The organism is Peribacillus sp. NJ11, from assembly GCF_030348405.1.
In the GTDB taxonomy this organism is placed as follows: domain Bacteria; phylum Bacillota; class Bacilli; order Bacillales; family DSM-1321; genus Peribacillus.
Map to the genome: position 1 here is coordinate 1 of NZ_JAUCFO010000001.1, position 15,645 is coordinate 15,645.

The 15,645-nt window shown below is 42.1% G+C and carries 17 protein-coding genes; 6 read left to right on the forward strand and 11 right to left on the reverse strand.

The window, feature by feature from the left end; translation table 11 throughout:
* Window positions 1–16 precede the first annotated feature (16 nt).
* Together QUF86_RS00005 and glpK are read right to left on the reverse strand one after the other, a co-directional pair.
* The gene (locus QUF86_RS00005) at window positions 17–484 is read right to left on the reverse strand and encodes a CBS domain-containing protein (protein ID WP_289317601.1); all 468 of its coding nucleotides are present in this window, start codon (window positions 482–484) and stop codon (window positions 17–19) included.
* A 67-nt stretch (window positions 485–551) separates the two neighbouring features.
* Window positions 552–2,042 carry a glycerol kinase GlpK gene (gene glpK / locus QUF86_RS00010; RefSeq protein WP_289333237.1) on the reverse strand — a complete coding sequence of 497 codons (1,491 nt, stop codon included), beginning with the start codon at window positions 2,040–2,042 and terminating at the stop codon, window positions 552–554.
* A gap of 192 nt (window positions 2,043–2,234) precedes the next feature.
* Between glpK and QUF86_RS00015 the strand changes: the two genes are divergently transcribed.
* Entirely contained in the window at window positions 2,235–3,026 is a 792-nt protein-coding gene (locus QUF86_RS00015) for a TIGR00266 family protein (RefSeq protein WP_289333238.1), read from the forward strand.
* A gap of 90 nt (window positions 3,027–3,116) precedes the next feature.
* On the forward strand, window positions 3,117–3,323 hold the full coding sequence (locus tag QUF86_RS00020) for a hypothetical protein (protein WP_222620127.1): 207 nt from the start codon (window positions 3,117–3,119) through the stop codon (window positions 3,321–3,323).
* Window positions 3,324–3,325: 2 nt separating this feature from the next.
* On the opposite strand, the gene QUF86_RS00025 is transcribed toward QUF86_RS00020, so the two are convergent.
* Window positions 3,326–4,075 (reverse strand): SDR family NAD(P)-dependent oxidoreductase, encoded by a 750-nt coding sequence (locus QUF86_RS00025; protein ID WP_289317605.1) that lies wholly within the window; start codon window positions 4,073–4,075, stop codon window positions 3,326–3,328.
* Between the two features lie 248 nt (window positions 4,076–4,323).
* Here QUF86_RS00025 and QUF86_RS00030 point away from each other — a divergent pair, with 248 nt between their 5' ends.
* Complete coding sequence (locus QUF86_RS00030; RefSeq protein WP_289317606.1) at window positions 4,324–4,626, forward strand: phasin family protein; 303 nt, start codon at window positions 4,324–4,326, stop codon at window positions 4,624–4,626.
* A 14-nt stretch (window positions 4,627–4,640) separates the two neighbouring features.
* Complete coding sequence (locus tag QUF86_RS00035) at window positions 4,641–6,311, forward strand: ABC1 kinase family protein (protein WP_289333239.1); 1,671 nt, start codon at window positions 4,641–4,643, stop codon at window positions 6,309–6,311.
* A 56-nt stretch (window positions 6,312–6,367) separates the two neighbouring features.
* Here the strand turns inward: QUF86_RS00035 and QUF86_RS00040 are convergent, their stop codons facing one another.
* The 4 genes from QUF86_RS00040 to QUF86_RS00055 all read right to left on the reverse strand — a co-directional run bounded on the left by QUF86_RS00040 (window position 6,368) and on the right by QUF86_RS00055 (window position 8,765).
* On the reverse strand, window positions 6,368–7,303 hold the full coding sequence (locus tag QUF86_RS00040; protein WP_289333240.1) for a catalase family peroxidase: 936 nt from the start codon (window positions 7,301–7,303) through the stop codon (window positions 6,368–6,370).
* A gap of 454 nt (window positions 7,304–7,757) precedes the next feature.
* On the reverse strand, window positions 7,758–8,081 hold the full coding sequence (locus QUF86_RS00045; RefSeq protein WP_289336170.1) for a YbjQ family protein: 324 nt from the start codon (window positions 8,079–8,081) through the stop codon (window positions 7,758–7,760).
* Window positions 8,053–8,250: a sigma factor gene (locus tag QUF86_RS00050; protein WP_289317609.1), complete on the reverse strand. Its 198-nt coding sequence runs from the start codon at window positions 8,248–8,250 to the stop codon at window positions 8,053–8,055. The genes QUF86_RS00045 and QUF86_RS00050 overlap by 29 nt, the downstream gene beginning before the upstream one ends.
* A gap of 86 nt (window positions 8,251–8,336) precedes the next feature.
* Window positions 8,337–8,765 (reverse strand): Lrp/AsnC family transcriptional regulator, encoded by a 429-nt coding sequence (locus QUF86_RS00055; RefSeq protein ID WP_289333241.1) that lies wholly within the window; start codon window positions 8,763–8,765, stop codon window positions 8,337–8,339.
* 118 nt (window positions 8,766–8,883) lie between these two features.
* Here QUF86_RS00055 and QUF86_RS00060 point away from each other — a divergent pair, with 118 nt between their 5' ends.
* On the forward strand, window positions 8,884–9,282 hold the full coding sequence (locus QUF86_RS00060; RefSeq protein WP_289317611.1) for a carboxymuconolactone decarboxylase family protein: 399 nt from the start codon (window positions 8,884–8,886) through the stop codon (window positions 9,280–9,282).
* 102 nt (window positions 9,283–9,384) lie between these two features.
* Here the strand turns inward: QUF86_RS00060 and QUF86_RS00065 are convergent, their stop codons facing one another.
* Window positions 9,385–9,852: an Lrp/AsnC family transcriptional regulator gene (locus QUF86_RS00065; RefSeq protein WP_289317612.1), complete on the reverse strand. Its 468-nt coding sequence runs from the start codon at window positions 9,850–9,852 to the stop codon at window positions 9,385–9,387.
* A gap of 173 nt (window positions 9,853–10,025) precedes the next feature.
* Here QUF86_RS00065 and hisC point away from each other — a divergent pair, with 173 nt between their 5' ends.
* Window positions 10,026–11,138, forward strand: coding sequence for a histidinol-phosphate transaminase (hisC, locus tag QUF86_RS00070; RefSeq protein WP_289333242.1), 1,113 nt, complete (start codon window positions 10,026–10,028; stop codon window positions 11,136–11,138).
* A 96-nt stretch (window positions 11,139–11,234) separates the two neighbouring features.
* On the opposite strand, the gene QUF86_RS00075 is transcribed toward hisC, so the two are convergent.
* From QUF86_RS00075 to QUF86_RS00085, 3 genes are all read right to left on the reverse strand, one after another.
* Window positions 11,235–12,611: an amino acid permease gene (locus tag QUF86_RS00075; protein WP_289333243.1), complete on the reverse strand. Its 1,377-nt coding sequence runs from the start codon at window positions 12,609–12,611 to the stop codon at window positions 11,235–11,237.
* 318 nt (window positions 12,612–12,929) lie between these two features.
* On the reverse strand, window positions 12,930–14,354 hold the full coding sequence (gene lpdA / locus QUF86_RS00080) for a dihydrolipoyl dehydrogenase (RefSeq protein WP_289333244.1): 1,425 nt from the start codon (window positions 14,352–14,354) through the stop codon (window positions 12,930–12,932).
* On the reverse strand, window positions 14,355–15,635 hold the full coding sequence (locus QUF86_RS00085; RefSeq protein ID WP_289333245.1) for a dihydrolipoamide acetyltransferase family protein: 1,281 nt from the start codon (window positions 15,633–15,635) through the stop codon (window positions 14,355–14,357).
* Window positions 15,636–15,645: the final 10 nt, after the last annotated feature.

Sequence of the window (15,645 nt, forward strand, 5' to 3'; positions counted from 1 at the left end):
TTTTGTAATGCTCCATTTATTCCAGCTTTTGAACGAATTCCTTATATAGGGCCCTAAGTGCATCTCCCCTGCTGATGATGCCGACGACTTTATCATTTTTATCCACGACGGGGATTTTCTTGAAATGATGCTTGGAAAGTACCTTTATCAATTCATCTAACGGATCTTCGGGGGATAGCTTTGTAATTCTTTTATTTTTAACGATTTGTGAGACTTTATCATTCATCTTGGATGTAACCTTTTCATCCAATTCTTCACCAGGAAGAACCGTAATGTATGTGAAATACCCCATGATGGCTTCCTCGGCAGGTGTCAAATAACGAAGGATATCCCCGTCCGTCACCATTCCCAATAGCTTATCATGTTCATCCACGACCGGGACACCGCCCACTTTATTTTCGATTAAGATTCGCAGAATTTCCTTTAATGTAAAATCAGGACGGGCTACGTAGACTTCCTTTATCATGAAATCCTTAACTAACATATTACCACCCCTTTTTTAATTTGGACGTTCTGTATTTATCTCTCTTCTATTAATACCCTTACTAACTCTATTTAAAAACCCTTGCCGCCTGAACTGCCTTTTTCCAGCCATTATATAAACCATTCCGTTCCTGTTCTTCCATCTCTGGTTCGAATTTCTTATCGACTGCCCATAGCTTTGAAATCTCTTCCTGACTTTCCCAATATCCGACCGCAAGCCCAGCTAAATACGCTGCACCTAACGCTGTCGTTTCACTAATAACCGGTCTTTCGACTGGTACATTCAAGAGGCCGCTTTGAAATTCCATCAAAAAGTTGTTTTTGACAACCCCGCCATCGACCCTCAAAGCCTTCAAGTTAATCCCTGAATCGACTTCCATCGCGCTAAGGACATCTTTTGTCTGGTAGGCCAACGCTTCCAATGTTGCCCGGACAAAATGCTCTTTCGATGTCCCCCTTGTTAGTCCGAATACAGCTCCCCTGACATCACTATCCCAATAAGGGGTACCTAATCCGACAAATGCGGGGACTACATAGACGCCATCGGCTGAAGTGACCCGCAAAGCATACTTTTCACTGTCTTTCGGGTCATGCAAGAGTTTCAATCCGTCCCTTAACCATTGTATTGCCGAACCTGCAACAAAAATACTGCCTTCCAATGCATATTCGACTTTTCCGTTCAGCCCCCATGCAATCGTGGTCAACAGACCATGCTCTGATTTCACTGCCTTTTCTCCTGTATTCATCAGCATAAAGCATCCGGTGCCGTACGTATTCTTAGCCATTCCTTTTTCAAAGCATTCTTGGCCGAACAAAGCTGCCTGTTGATCTCCAGCTGCTCCGGCAATCGGGATTTCGTGGCCAAAGAAATGGTGTGGCGCTGTTTTCCCGTATATCTCCGATGAAGAACGAACATCCGGCAGCATCGATTGCGGAACTTGAAGAATTTCCAGTAGCTCTTCGTCCCACTTCAAATCATGAATGTTATACATCAGCGTCCTTGACGCATTCGAATAATCGGTCACATGTGCTTTACCACCCGAAAGTTTCCATATCAGCCATGTATCGATCGTACCAAACAATAAGTCTCCGTTTTCAGCCTTTTCCCGTGCCCCATCAACATTGTCGAGAATCCATTTCACCTTTGTACCGGAAAAATAAGCATCAATCAACAAACCGGTTTTCCGCAAAAATAATTCATCGAGGCCCTCATCCTTCAATTGTGCGCAGATTTCGCTTGTCTGCCGGGATTGCCAAACGATGGCATGATGAATCGGCTGACCTGTTTCCTTTTCCCATACCACGGTCGTCTCCCGTTGATTCGTGATGCCAATTCCAGCAATCTGTTCCGGTTTTACATTCATTTCCGATAGACAGGAAGCGATTACCGATAAAATGGAACCCCAAATTTCATTGGCATTGTGCTCCACCCATCCTGGATTCGGGAAATATTGGGTGAATTCCTTTTGGGCAATATGCAAAACTTCCCCGCTTTTATTAAATAAAATGGCCCGGGAACTTGTCGTTCCCTGGTCCAATGATAGTATGTAAGTTTCCATGGTTGTCTCCTCCTGCACTTAAGAAAAGGTTCATTTCAGCTTAAGTGTCATGCTGTTTTTTCTTTCTTCATTTTACTAGATATACCCGTGAAAACAAAAAATATATAAATTACGGCTGAAAAATTGAAAAATATTGGCAGGTTAAGAGTTTATCTTTTACAATGAAATTAAGGTCGATAGGAGGAATGGAAATTGAATAATCATGAAATAGATTTTAAGTTATATGGAGATGACATGCAGTTTGTTGAAGTGGAATTGGATCCTCAGGAAACCGTGATTGCCGAAGCTGGAAGTTTAATGATGATGGAAGATCAAATCAAGATGGAAACCATCTTTGGTGATGGGTCTTCAAATGGTGACAGCGGAATGATGGGTAAGCTATTCGGTGCCGGGAAACGGCTCCTTACTGGTGAGAGTCTTTTCATGACGGCTTTTACGAATGAAGGACGAGATAAAAAACACGTTTCATTCGCCTCGCCTTATCCAGGTAAAATCATTCCGATGGATTTAAGCGAGCTCGGCGGGAAAATCATTTGTCAAAAAGACGCTTTCCTGGCGGCAGCAAAAGGCGTTTCGGTCGGAATAGAGTTTCAGAGAAAAATAGGGGCAGGCTTCTTTGGCGGCGAAGGCTTCATCATGCAAAAACTTGAAGGAAATGGAATGACCTTCGTTCATGCCGGCGGCACGATCCATAAAAAAGAATTGGCTGCAGGAGAGGTCTTACGCGTCGATACAGGATGTTTAGTGGCAATGACTAGCGGGGTAGATTATAATATTGAAACTGTAAAAGGCGTGAAAACCGCTTTATTCGGAGGCGAAGGTTTATTCTTTGCAACATTAAAAGGACCCGGAACCGTTTGGGTGCAATCTTTGCCATTCAGCCGGCTTGCCAGCCGTGTATTTGCTGCAGCGCCGCAAAATGGAGGATCATCCGAAGAAGGCAGCGTAGCTAGAGGCTTATTCAATTTATTCAACGATAAATAAGAACCGGACCAATGGCTGCCCCATCATGGCAGTCATTGATCTCTTTTGAAAAGGATGGATAGCTAGATACAGCTTGTTAAGTGGTCTTACATGAGACGCTATAATATCAGGGCAATTTTTGATCAATTCCCGAATTCTCCTGTTATTTTCCGAAAAATAAGAGATTACTATTTTGTTTATACCGTTCACTGGACAGCTGCCGATGCCCCTATCGGTATAAAAGAGCTAGAAGAAATGGAACAGCTGCTAAACCGTGAGCTCGGAACTGAATTGCAATATCTTTATCGAAAAAAATGAGGTTACTCCTCGTATATCATTTTTCTTGTCATACCTCCATCGACGATAAGATCCGCACCCGTAACGAAATCATTTTCCGTTGCCGTCAAATAAAGACAGGCCCTTGCAATATCTTCCGGTTTGCCAACCCGATTGGAAAAATGCTGTTGATGATCTTTATCCCTCAGCGATTCATAATCACCCGTTTCAATCCACCCCGGAGAAATCGAATTGACCGTAATTTTCTCGTTGCCTAAAGAAGCAGCAAGTGCATGTGTCAGTGCTTTGATCCCACCTTTTGTCGCTGCATAGGATTCTGAATCCGGCTCAGACATTATTGCTCTAGTTGATGCTAAATTGATGATTGCACCCCCCGTTTCATTTTTTCGCATTGATTCTGCCGCCGCCCGGGAACAAAGGAAAACACTTCGCAAATTCGTATTCATCATATCGTCCCATTCCTCAATCGTCAGATCATAAAGCGATTTGAATGATGCCTTTCCCGCATTATTGATTAATATATCAATGGTCTTATATGTTTTTAGAGTTACATCCATCAAATGTCGGATGTCTGCTTCCTTACGAACATCCGTTTTAACGAACATGGCTTCATGACCATTACTTTTGAGCTCTTCCACATACAGAAGACCTTCCCGCTCGTCCAAATCTGCGAGAACGACTGAAGCTCCGCTTTCTGCATATCCTTTTGCCACACCTCTCCCTATACCATTCGAAGCGCCTGTAACAATCACCGTTTTATTAGTGAAACCCATTATTCCATCCCCACTTTCACAGCGTATTTTTCCCTATCATAATATCCAATTCGCTTCACTTCAAACAATTTTCCTTGACTGATCAACAAATCCTTTTCCTTATCATCAATAATCATCAGGACCCTTATATTTTTGCAGCTTCCTTAAAGTGATGTATGATAATAGAAACAACATGAATGAACCAGGGTGAAAGGCATCCGCTATTATCTTTCTTACAGTGTAAAAATTTATATTGGAGGAATGTAAAAATGGACTTATTAAAAAATGTGTTTTCTTTAGGATTAGGTGCTGCCGCTGCTACAAAAGAACAAATTGAAAAAGCAGTGGACTCTCTTGTAAAAAAAGGCGATATCAGTAAAGAAGACTCCAAGGTTCTTATTAAGCAATGGGTCGAAAAAGGGGAACAAGCCCAAAAGCAGCTGGATGATTCCGTCAAGGCCAAAGTCAACCAAGCGCTCAACGGCCTAAACTTGGCAACCAAAGAAGAAGTTCAGGAATTGGAGCGACGTATCGTAATTTTGGAGAAACAGAACCAAAATATACAATCGTGACAGGAGGTACTTGAATGTTTCGCAAGCGACTGAAACACGCACATCGTTACCAAGAAATCATTAATGCCTTCTTGAAAAATGGTTTTGGTTATTTCATCTATCGCCTGGGATTATCCGAGAACAAAGCGGCATCGAAACTCCAACCCGATGAAAACCTGAATCTCCGCTCAATTGGAGAGCGGCTGCATACGATATTACAAAGCTTGGGTCCTACATTCATTAAACTTGGTCAGATTGCTAGTACGAGGCGTGATTTCGTTCCGGACGAAATCGTCCGCGAACTTGAAAAGCTACAGGACCAGGTCAGCCCCTTTCCATTTGATAGGGTTCGCAAAATTGTCGAAGCCGAATTGGGTGATTCTTTGGAAAACATTTTTCTGGAATTCCATGAAAAACCACTGGCTACCGCTTCGATTGGGCAGGTCCATACGGCACGGCTTCCGTCACGGGAAGTCGTAGCAATCAAAGTGCAGCGGCCCGATATTCTGCCGACTGTGGAAACGGATTTGGAAATTCTCGATGATTTGGCAAGACTTATGGAAGCTCGGATATCTTGGGCAAGACGCTACCAAATCAGAAAAATGATTGATGAATTCGCTAAATCACTCCGCGCAGAACTCGATTATAATTCCGAAGGCCGAAACGGGGAAAGAATAGCCAAGCAATTCATCGATGATATAGGGTTTAAGGTACCAAGGATCCATTGGGAGTATTCCACAAAAAGGGTCCTGACGATGGATTTCATTCAAGGAATTAAGATCAATCATTATAAACAGCTTGATGATGAAGGTTATGACCGCCGGAAAATCGCGGAAAGGCTAGCGAATTCCATGCTTCAGCAAATATTGATCGATGGCTTTTACCACGGCGACCCTCACCCTGGCAATATCATCATTTTGCCAGGAAACGTCGTCGCACTCATGGATTTCGGAATGGTGGGACGACTGGAGGAAGAAACGAAGTATCAGTTCGCCTCGCTTGTCATCAACCTGAAACGCGGAAGCACCAATGGATTGATCAAGACGCTTTCAGATATGGGCCTTCTGACGGACGAAATCGATATGACCCCATTGAAGGGGGATATTGATGAACTGCGAAATAAATATTATGATATCCCATTGAGCCAAATCAGCTTAGGCGGAGCAGTCAATGACCTGTTCACGGTTGCCAATCGGCACCAAGTCCAAATTCCTCCCGAATTCACGATGCTCGGCAAGGCCCTGCTCACCATGGAGGCCATTGTCGAAGGATTAGATCCGAATTTCAGCATTATGAAAGCAGCTGAACCTTTTGGGGAAAGGCTTTTTAAGGAGCGCTACAATCCAAAAAACATTGCGAAGAACGCCTGGAATCAATTCATCGAGTCTGCCGAAGCCATTGCCGAACTGCCCAAGGATATCAGGGAAGTAACAGGTATCATAAAAAAAGGGAAATTGCGGCTCGATATCAATATTCCCGAACTTCAAGTTTTTTTACATAAGCTTGATCAAATCTCGAACCGGCTGTCTTTCAGTATTATACTGCTTGCATTCAGCATAATCATGGTCGGTCTCATTATCGGTTCTGCAATAGGCGGGGAAACACTGATCCTATGGAAAATACCGGTTATCGAGATTGGTTTTGTCGTTGCAACCCTGATGTTCTTACTCATGCTTTACACCATTTTCAGATCCGGAAAAATGTAAACTTACAAAAAAGGGAAAATCCTTTAATAAGGAGTTTCCCTTTTTCAAGATACCTTTCATTTGTTATTTATCCGACGGTCATATGAAACGGCATACGCACTGTGGCGAAAATGCAGGATTGGGTCCTCAGAACACTCAATTCCTTCAGGAATATTGGTTGGATCAAACAATAGATGATCCTCAGCACCTTCCAATTTATTAAAAATTCCCAAATGCCCGACCATGATTACCTGTTTATCTTCCGACCAAGCTTTGGTTGGATCGTCAGCCGGGTCATTTTCCCCTCCTATTTGAATGTTCAACTTAAAGCCCACCGGACCTTGCTTGAGCCTCTCTTCCATTTCTTCATTCAAATATTCTCCCGAACGCTCGGCTACCTCTTTTTTTGCCAGCATACTAAGGCCGGCATCAGGTACCCACTCATACTTAATGGCCTGACGCTTCCCTTCCGCGTTAATGAAATAGAATGCATGAATGGAGTAATATTGACACGTTGAGAAACTGGCTGGAGAACGCATTTCTTTAAGCATTTGCAGGCTTGCCTTGCTTTCAGGGTATTTCAACAGGATTTTGGCCAGCTCTTTCAGATTGGGGAAACCTTCTTTTGCAGATTTGAAAAAGCCCGCAATATCAACAAACGCTTCCGGTGTTTTTGCAAAGAATAGCGGAATGGTCACAGTAATAAGATCTGACACCTCTCCATTCGGCAATTGAAACTTCACGGCCATGCCCTTAACAGGGGAAATGGCATCAGGATGGCTTGGAATGGGCGAGCTATTTGAAAACCGAATGATCACTGGCACAGCTTCCTCCTGAAGATGCGAAGCCACCGTTAATGGGGACGCTTTTCCGTTTGGGGTAAAAACCCCCTCATACACATATCCCCTTGCATGCGCACGACGATAACCAGGGTATGTTCCAGCTACATTTTCAATCACATTAACTGCTTCACTGGCTAGTTTAGGTTTCAAATTTTTATCATTTTCCTCCATAACACAACACCCCATCTTTTCAATATTAACTCATTGTTCACTAGTTATTACCACTACCCATTAATCTACTTCCCTATTCAAATTAAACCCGCTCTATCACTTTTCTGATAACTGAACTTTTACAAAAAGAATAAAACGCCTGGATAAAATCCAGGCGTTTTATCTTTTATTCAAATTATTCCCCCGATTAAAGGGTGTCCGATTGATTCGAAACGGTTTTAAAAAGTTTAATTGGCGATAACCTTAAGGTAAATAATAATCTCTATAAAATTCCGAATGTTCCCTTTCAAAATTGCCGGTAGCATTATCCCGCTGAGTTTATTTAAAATTCCAGTTAGGGAGCTACTGCCCATTTAAAAAGATTAACTGAATAGTGGGAAGTTCATTCAAATAAGGGTTACAAAAAAAATTGATTCAAAGACCTATATCAATAGAATATGAATTAAACATGAAGTCATTCAACATGAACTGCCGTGCCGTAAGCAATGATTTCACAAGTGTTTTGCATGACCGCAGAGGTTTCCAGACGCATTGTGACTATTGCGTTCGCCCCTTTTCCTCTCGCTTCATCGACCATCCTGCCAATTGCTTTTTGTCTGGCTTCCTTCATCATTTCTGTATACTCAGTAATTTCACCGCCGACAATTGTCCGTAATCCCACGAGAATATCTTTTCCAATATGCTTCGATTGAACACAGTTTCCCTTAACAAGTCCCTTCAGTTCCTTAATTTCTTTACCAGGGACGGTATTAGTAGTCCCCCTTAAACCTTGAAAGATTCTCAATTGCTTTCGAATAAGTCTCCTGAGCTAAATCTTCAGCATTTTCGAGATTAAAGGTCAACTTCAGTAGATATTTAAGCAGAAAAGGATAGGAACCTTGAAACAATGCAGCCAACGCTCCATCATCTCCCTTTTTTGCCGCCTTAACCAGATCTCTTTCATCCATTTATTGTCACCACTCTCATATCCGTAACCTTTATACTTATTTGACGTTTAAGTTGATGATATCGTTCACGGGAAATAAAAAATTCTTTATTCCTGACTTATCTTTACCTCAGAAAGAATTACATGTGTAATAGTTGCCGCAAAAGGGATTGTCCGATTGATGAATTCCTCCACTTCTTCAAGGCTCTCACTGTGGATTTTCAGCATAAAGCAAGCCTGCCCGGCAATTCGATAACAAAAGTCAACATTCGGTAGCTTGGAGATATACTTTTTGAATTTCTCATATTCCCCATTTTTTATCGTTGCTTCCACGATGCACTCAATAGGAAAACCAATCTTTTTATGATTAATCTCGGCAACATACCCTTTAATGATCCCGAATGACTCCATTTGCCGTACCCGTTCTGTAACGGTAGGGGCGGAGAGGTTTACTTTCTTTGCCAACTCCCTCATGGAAATCCGGCTATTCAACCTTAATTCAGCAAGGATGCTTTGGTCTTTTTCATCTATTTTCATTTTAAAATTATTCCCCTTCTTTTCTTTATATTTATTCATTATTCAACCGGAATACTTTACAAACGGAATTAATATTCCTGTATTTTTATATTAGGATTATCTCAAAGGGGAGATGTTCATGACAAGAATAAAAAAATCATCGATTGGATCCAGTCCGTTTCAAAGGTTATTTCATTCAGAAGTTATTTCGCATAAATGGTCGGACCTCTCAGATTGCGTATCTGCAGATGGGTTACTTTCGAAGGAGTTGAAGGAAAACGTCAGAAGGGTGTTGGCATACGGTAATGGTTGTTCATACTGTCAGGCCAAAGGGATTCCATTAAAGCCGGAAGAAACGAAAGAAAGCTATGCAATCGCCTTTGCGGAAGTATTCCTCATTCAACGTGAAAAAACGGAGGAAAAGTTTTTCCGAGTATTGAAGGAGGCATTCAGTGATGAAGAGATTTCTGAACTATTGGCATTCATTTGTTTTACAACGGCCCAGCAATATTTCGGTGCTTTGATGGATTTAAAATAACGCCAAAAAAAGGAACAGGCATCTCGCCTCGTTCCTTTTGTAAAAAACCTATGAACCCTTCAACCGTCCGAACCCATTTACCGGCATCAGTTGAAATTCCAGCTAGGATTTCGCACCATGATCCTCCATTTCATTGACCCTTGGAAGAATGGAGCGGGAAGGTACCGGAGATGTCAAAACTATGGAAGTATTCAGATGTCCATAAGGTATTAATCGATCTATTAGTAATCTCATGCTGTCCATATCAGCTAAAGCCGCTTTCAAAAAATATCCAACTGTTCCTGTTACACGATGGCACTCGATAATGTCTAAATCATTTTTCACTAATTGCTCAAAATCGGAAACAGAAACCTTAAGTTCACTGACTTGAATGAACACAAGTACACCTCTGCCTATTGCCAATGGTGAAACCCTTGCGCTGAAACCCTCAATGATCCCCTTTTCTTGCAGGCGATACATACGTTCAGAAATGCTTGGTCGACTGAGAGCCAATTTCTTCGATAGTTCACTAATCGTAATGCGTCCATTCATTTGTAAAAGTTCCAGTAACCTGACATCTATTTCATCCATGAAGCAACCGCCTTTCATAATGAAGGAATATAAGCTTATATTTCTTTAAAATGTTGTATGGAAAGCGAAAAATACATTCTTTTTTGTATGTAATTTTAACAGTTAATATTCTATCATTAAAATAATCAAATAGATAAAGAAAATTCAGAATTTACCAAAGGGAGGAACCTGCATTGACCTATACGAAAATCCCGGTTCGAAAAAACATCGAAGACATCAGCCCATATGTTTCCGGTAAGCCAATTGAAGAAGTGCAACGTGAACTAGGACTTGAAACGATTGTAAAATTGGCATCCAATGAGAATCCATTCGGTTGTTCAACCCTGGCAAAAGAAGCCATGCTTATCGAAATGGAGCAAACCTCCTTTTATCCTGAAGGTATGGCACCGTCATTAACTGAGAAGTTGGCAAGGAAATTGAATATCGATCAAGACCATATAATCTTAGGCAATGGATCCGATGAGGTAATACGTTTGTTAACAAGAACCTACATTCAACAAAATGATGAAGTCATCATGGCTGATGTTACTTTCCCTCGCTATGAAACGAATGTAGTGATAGATGGCGGCACACCGATAAAGATACCGCTTATTAATGGTGCACATGACCTGCAGGGTATGTACGATGCCATAACTGAAAAGACAAGAATGATATTTGTCTGTAATCCCAATAATCCGACAGGAACGATCGTTCAAAAAGAAAAGTTAAGATCTTTTATCGAGAAGGTGCCGAAACATATTTTACTGATCGTTGATGAAGCCTATTATGAGTATGTCGACGATGCAGAATATTTAGAAACTTTGCCACTGCTAAATAATCATTCAAATCTGGTCATCTTACGCACTTTTTCAAAGATTTATGGATTGGCTGCATTAAGGATTGGATATGGTTTAATGGATGCTTCCATCATACAAGAGCTAGTTAAAGTGAAAGAACCCTTCAATACGAATCGTTTAGCACAGGCTGCGGCCTTCGCTTCCCTCGACGACCATACATTTGTAGAGCAATGCGCACGTAAAAATGCGGAAGGAAGAAGATATTTAGAAAACGAACTACGCGAGATGGGATTAGCTTTCTTCCCTTCACATGCCAACTTCTTGATGATCAAATTGAACCATCCTGGCAGGGACGTTTTTGAGAAGCTATTAATTCAAGGTGTCATTATCCGTTCCGGTCATTTGTTAGGCTATGAAAATACTATCCGCGTGACCATCGGCACCCCACTTGAAAATGAAAGATTCATAACCTACTTACAACATGTAATCAATAAAATGTCGACTACTTGAACTATCAATGAAGTTGCAGCTTGATTGTAATTATTAAAACATGAAAGATACGACATAGACGCCTTTGCCCATGTCGTATCTTTGACGTGAATTTATTTAACAAGATTCCTTTTCTATTATGGTCGTTTCCTGTTCATCCCCATTTTTAAATTTGAAGATCGAAATCGAGATTAATGCAGCCAGCACAATAAGGCAAGCAATGATACTGATTCGGTTCTGTTCACTAAACACGAACATGACACAAATTACGCTTAAGGTGATTACAGCAAATAATGTTACATATGGAAAGCCCCATAATTTAAAACTCGGAGCCTTAGGGTATGAATTGCGAAGTTTTAGCTGCGCTAAACAGATGCTAATCCATACAAGTGAGACCACAAAACCCGGAAACGCCATTAATAGAGTAAATGCCTTGTCCTGGGCAACGTAGGTAATCATGGAGCCGACGACCAATACAACGGCACTTAGTATTAAACTATACAAGGGAACTCCATTTTTCGATACATAAGAGAACGACTTTGGAGCTTCCCCTTCTGCAGCTAAAGAATGCAGCATCCGTGTACACCCATATATTCCAGAGTTAGCAGCAGATAATACGGCCGTAATTAAAATGAAGTTCATGATGTGTGCAGATCCCTGAAAACCGGACATTGATAATACTTGTACGAATGGACTTGCCTGGTCGCTAATTTCGTTCCAAGGAATCAGACCGCAGATTATAAGGATCGGTAAGGTGAAAAATAATACGACTCTCCAAATATAGTTTTTAATGACCTTCGGTAAGATGCGTTCTGCATCCTTCGCTTCCGTTACCGTCACCCCGATTAACTCAGAACCGCCATATGAGAACATGACGATCAGTAATGCCGAAAAGATGGACATCCACCCATTTGGGAAAAACCCTCCGTGCCCTGTGAAGTTTTGTAGATAATTTGATCCGCCGCTTGGGATGACCCCAAATAAAATACAGGCTCCCAAGATAATGAATACGATGATCATTGTAATTTTAATGCCAGCAAACCAAAATTCGAATTCGCCATAATGTTTAACATTCATCATGTTGACCCCAATGATCAAAGCAGCACACCCTAAACTTAATATCCATAGTGGGATTGCCGGGAGCCAATACTGCAAGAAGCTGCCTGCCACCACTACCTCAATGACACAAACGGACAGCCACATGAAACAATACATCCAACCTATGATGAAGGAACTTCGCTTTCCAAATGCTTTCTGAATGAAACCTTTCATATTCGTATTTGGATAGACGATTGCCATTTCCGCTATAGCTCCCATGACTACAAGAAGTAATAATCCTGCAAACATATAAGTAAAAATGACTCCTGGTCCTGCTAACGATATGGTTTCGGAACTTCCTTTAAAAATCCCAGTACCTATTGCCCCTCCCATTGCCATCATGCTGATATGCCGCGGCAATAATCTCTTTTGCAGTGATCCGCCATTTGATTCCATTACATTTGCCTCCTTTATTCCATAATTTCTCAGTATAATAAATCCAACTCATTTCAATCGTTGAATGGCGAATAGATAAATTATCTCATCAACCGTTATGGTTCAGGAGTGAAAGGGTGCAAAGCCTTTTTGAAAAATTTTCTCATACCTCACCAAAGTAAAAATGATATCAATATACCATTAGTTTTACAAGAGGAATCATTACAGGCTATTACTGTTTTGACTTACGGCGGACCAATGACTAGGTTTCTAACTCCATTAAAATAAACCACTCTAATCGGGGACTACACCGGTAATCCCCACTAATTACCAGTTATCCTATTTATTAACAATGTGAATCGCATGTCCCAAAACTGCCTCCGCCGCTTCCATCCATCCCTCAGCCAAGGTTGGATGAGGGTGCACGCTGAGGGCTATATCTTCGACCCGAGCCGCCAGCTCAAGGGCGAGGACCCCTTCACCTATAAGGTTGGAAGCATCTGCACCAACCATATGCATTCCAAGCAATATGTGGCTTTCTGCATCCACGATCACTTCAGCAAATCCCTCTGTTTCATCCATTGCAAGCGCCCTTCCGTTGGCACTGAATGGGAATTTCCCGGTCTTGACGCTGTATCCCTGTTGTTCAGCTTCTTCACGGCTTAAACCAACCCCTGCTATTTGTGGTTCCGAGAAAATCACATAGGGGACATAAGGAGAGTCAATCGCACTTGGCAACCCCCCTATTACTTCCGCTGCCACGATTCCCTGTTTGGACGCTCGATGGGCAAGAGCTGGACCAGGTGTAATGTCTCCGATGGCAAAGATATGCGGCACATTTGTACGGCATTCCATATCTACAGCTATATAGCCTTTTTCGCCAACCGTAACGCCAGCCCGATTCAGGCCAATCTCTTCAGTGTTAGGAATCCTGCCAATCGTAACCAGGGTCTTTTCGCTCACGACCACTTCCGCCCCCTGTTTTTCCGAGGAAACCTGAAGGTGTACATGACCATCCACTACACTCGCCTTTTCTACCCTCGAGGATGTTTTAATGTTCATCCCCAGCTTCTTGGCATTACGGGTAACTTCCTTGACCAGGTTTTCGGCAACCTGGGGGAGAATGCGGCTAGCCATCTCAATGATGGTCACTTTAGTACCTAACTTGGCAAAGGCCATACCCAATTCGATTCCGATATAGCCTCCGCCGATGATCGACAAGCTGGATGGGACTTCCTGCAGCTGCAAAGATGCTGTTGAATCCAAAATATATTCTCCATCGACCTTAATGAATGATGGAATATAAGGTCTGGACCCCGTCGCAATAATTGCCTGTTCAAACTTGTAAGTTTCAAAATCGCCATCGGTTTCGACTCCGATGCGGTCATCAGATAAAAAGGTTGCTTGACCTTTAACCACCGTCACTCCATTTTCTTTACACAAATGGGCAATACCTTGGTTCAACTGGGAAGTGATGCCCTCTTTCCAATCCTGCCAAATTCCCAAGTCCATTGTGTTTTTTTCTTGAGAAAGCCTGATACCCATTTTCCCTAAATCGTTAAGCCTTTGGTACTGATCAGCTGCGTGAATTAAAGCCTTCGAAGGAATACAGCCCCGATTTAGGCAAACCCCGCCCAGCCTATCCCTTTCAACCAGCACGACCGATTTCCCTAACTGTCCGAGACGGATAGCCGCAGCATATCCCCCCGGACCTCCTCCCATGATGATAACATCCGTCTCTACAGCAACTTCCCCTACTACCATTTATCTCATCTCCACAACTAAACGAATTGGATTTTCCAGCAGTTCCTTGATCCTGTTTGTAAAATGTACCGCTGTTACACCATCAATTAAACGATGATCGAAAGATAAAGACATATTCATCATTAAACGGATAACACCTTCCAAATCGCGAACGACCATGCGGTGTTCCATCTTATGCAACGCCAATATTGCCGCTTCCGGATAGTTAATGATCGGGGTGGCATGCAACCCTCCGATCGGTCCTACATTGCTTATGGTAAATGTGCTGCCTGTGATTTGATCTATGCTCAACTTCCCTTCCCTGGCTTGAGTTGCCAATTCCCTGATTTCATCAGCCAGTTGGAAAATGGTTTTTTGATCTGCATGTTTTATGACAGGAACAATGAGACCCTCTTTTGTATTTGTTGCAATCCCAATATGATAATAATTTTTCAGGATAATTTCATTGGTCTTTTCATCAATTGAAGCGTTTAAAGTTTTAAACTCCTTTAAGGCAATGACAATCGCTTTAACGAAAAATGGTAAAAAAGTCAATTTAATATCCTTAACATCGGAATACGCCTTTAATTGATTTTTAAATTCCTTCAATCGGTCCATTTCCAATTCATCTACATGGGTTACATGAGGAATGGTCGAAACCGACTTTACCATATGTTCAGCGATTTTTTTACGAATGCCCTTAAGCAGAATCCGCTCTTCCCACTCATTTTCCAATCCCTTTGCCTTATCGGCATTCTTCATTGTGGCAGTATCTTGAAGAATCTTGTTATCGTTATTATAGACATTTTCCCGTGTAATCGAATGATTTTCTTTAAACTGCTTCAAGTCACTTTCGGTAATTCGCCCTGCAGGACCGGAGCCCTTAACCTGCTCGATATCAATCTTCATTTCCCTCGCCATTTGACGCACGAATGGGGTAGCCAACACACGCACTGCCTCAAGATGCGGCTTGCTTGTTATTTGTCCTGCATTTACTTTTACATCACCTGATTGCACGGCCTGGATTTCTTCTTCACCCATGTCTGTTTCCGGAGCAGGCATACCGTTTTCTACTTGAATGGTGAATATGGTGGTTCCCACTTCCACGATATCCCCTTCGGAAAAAAATATCTTCTTGACCACTCCCGCTGCGGGAGCAGTCAATTCCGCATTGACTTTATCCGTTTGCACTTCAACAATGGGTTGGTCCTGTGTTACCGCATCCCCTTCTTTGATGAGCCATTGGATAATTTCCCCTTCATGCATCCCTTCCCCTACATCAGGAAGTTTGAATTCCAACATGCGTCTTCCT

Coding starts and splice junctions, on each gene's coding strand:
- QUF86_RS00005 (WP_289317601.1), bottom strand. CDS start 484: ATGTTAGTTAAGGATTTCATGATAAAGGAAGTCTACGTAGCCCGTCCT.
- glpK (WP_289333237.1), bottom strand. CDS start 2,042: ATGGAAACTTACATACTATCATTGGACCAGGGAACGACAAGTTCCCGG.
- QUF86_RS00020 (WP_222620127.1), top strand. CDS start 3,117: ATGAGACGCTATAATATCAGGGCAATTTTTGATCAATTCCCGAATTCT.
- QUF86_RS00025 (WP_289317605.1), bottom strand. CDS start 4,075: ATGGGTTTCACTAATAAAACGGTGATTGTTACAGGCGCTTCGAATGGT.
- QUF86_RS00030 (WP_289317606.1), top strand. CDS start 4,324: ATGGACTTATTAAAAAATGTGTTTTCTTTAGGATTAGGTGCTGCCGCT.
- QUF86_RS00035 (WP_289333239.1), top strand. CDS start 4,641: ATGTTTCGCAAGCGACTGAAACACGCACATCGTTACCAAGAAATCATT.
- QUF86_RS00040 (WP_289333240.1), bottom strand. CDS start 7,303: ATGGAGGAAAATGATAAAAATTTGAAACCTAAACTAGCCAGTGAAGCA.
- QUF86_RS00050 (WP_289317609.1), bottom strand. CDS start 8,250: ATGGATGAAAGAGATCTGGTTAAGGCGGCAAAAAAGGGAGATGATGGA.
- QUF86_RS00055 (WP_289333241.1), bottom strand. CDS start 8,765: ATGAAAATAGATGAAAAAGACCAAAGCATCCTTGCTGAATTAAGGTTG.
- QUF86_RS00060 (WP_289317611.1), top strand. CDS start 8,884: ATGACAAGAATAAAAAAATCATCGATTGGATCCAGTCCGTTTCAAAGG.
- QUF86_RS00065 (WP_289317612.1), bottom strand. CDS start 9,852: ATGGATGAAATAGATGTCAGGTTACTGGAACTTTTACAAATGAATGGA.
- QUF86_RS00075 (WP_289333243.1), bottom strand. CDS start 12,611: ATGGAATCAAATGGCGGATCACTGCAAAAGAGATTATTGCCGCGGCAT.
- lpdA (WP_289333244.1), bottom strand. CDS start 14,354: ATGGTAGTAGGGGAAGTTGCTGTAGAGACGGATGTTATCATCATGGGA.
- QUF86_RS00085 (WP_289333245.1), bottom strand. CDS start 15,635: ATGTTGGAATTCAAACTTCCTGATGTAGGGGAAGGGATGCATGAAGGG.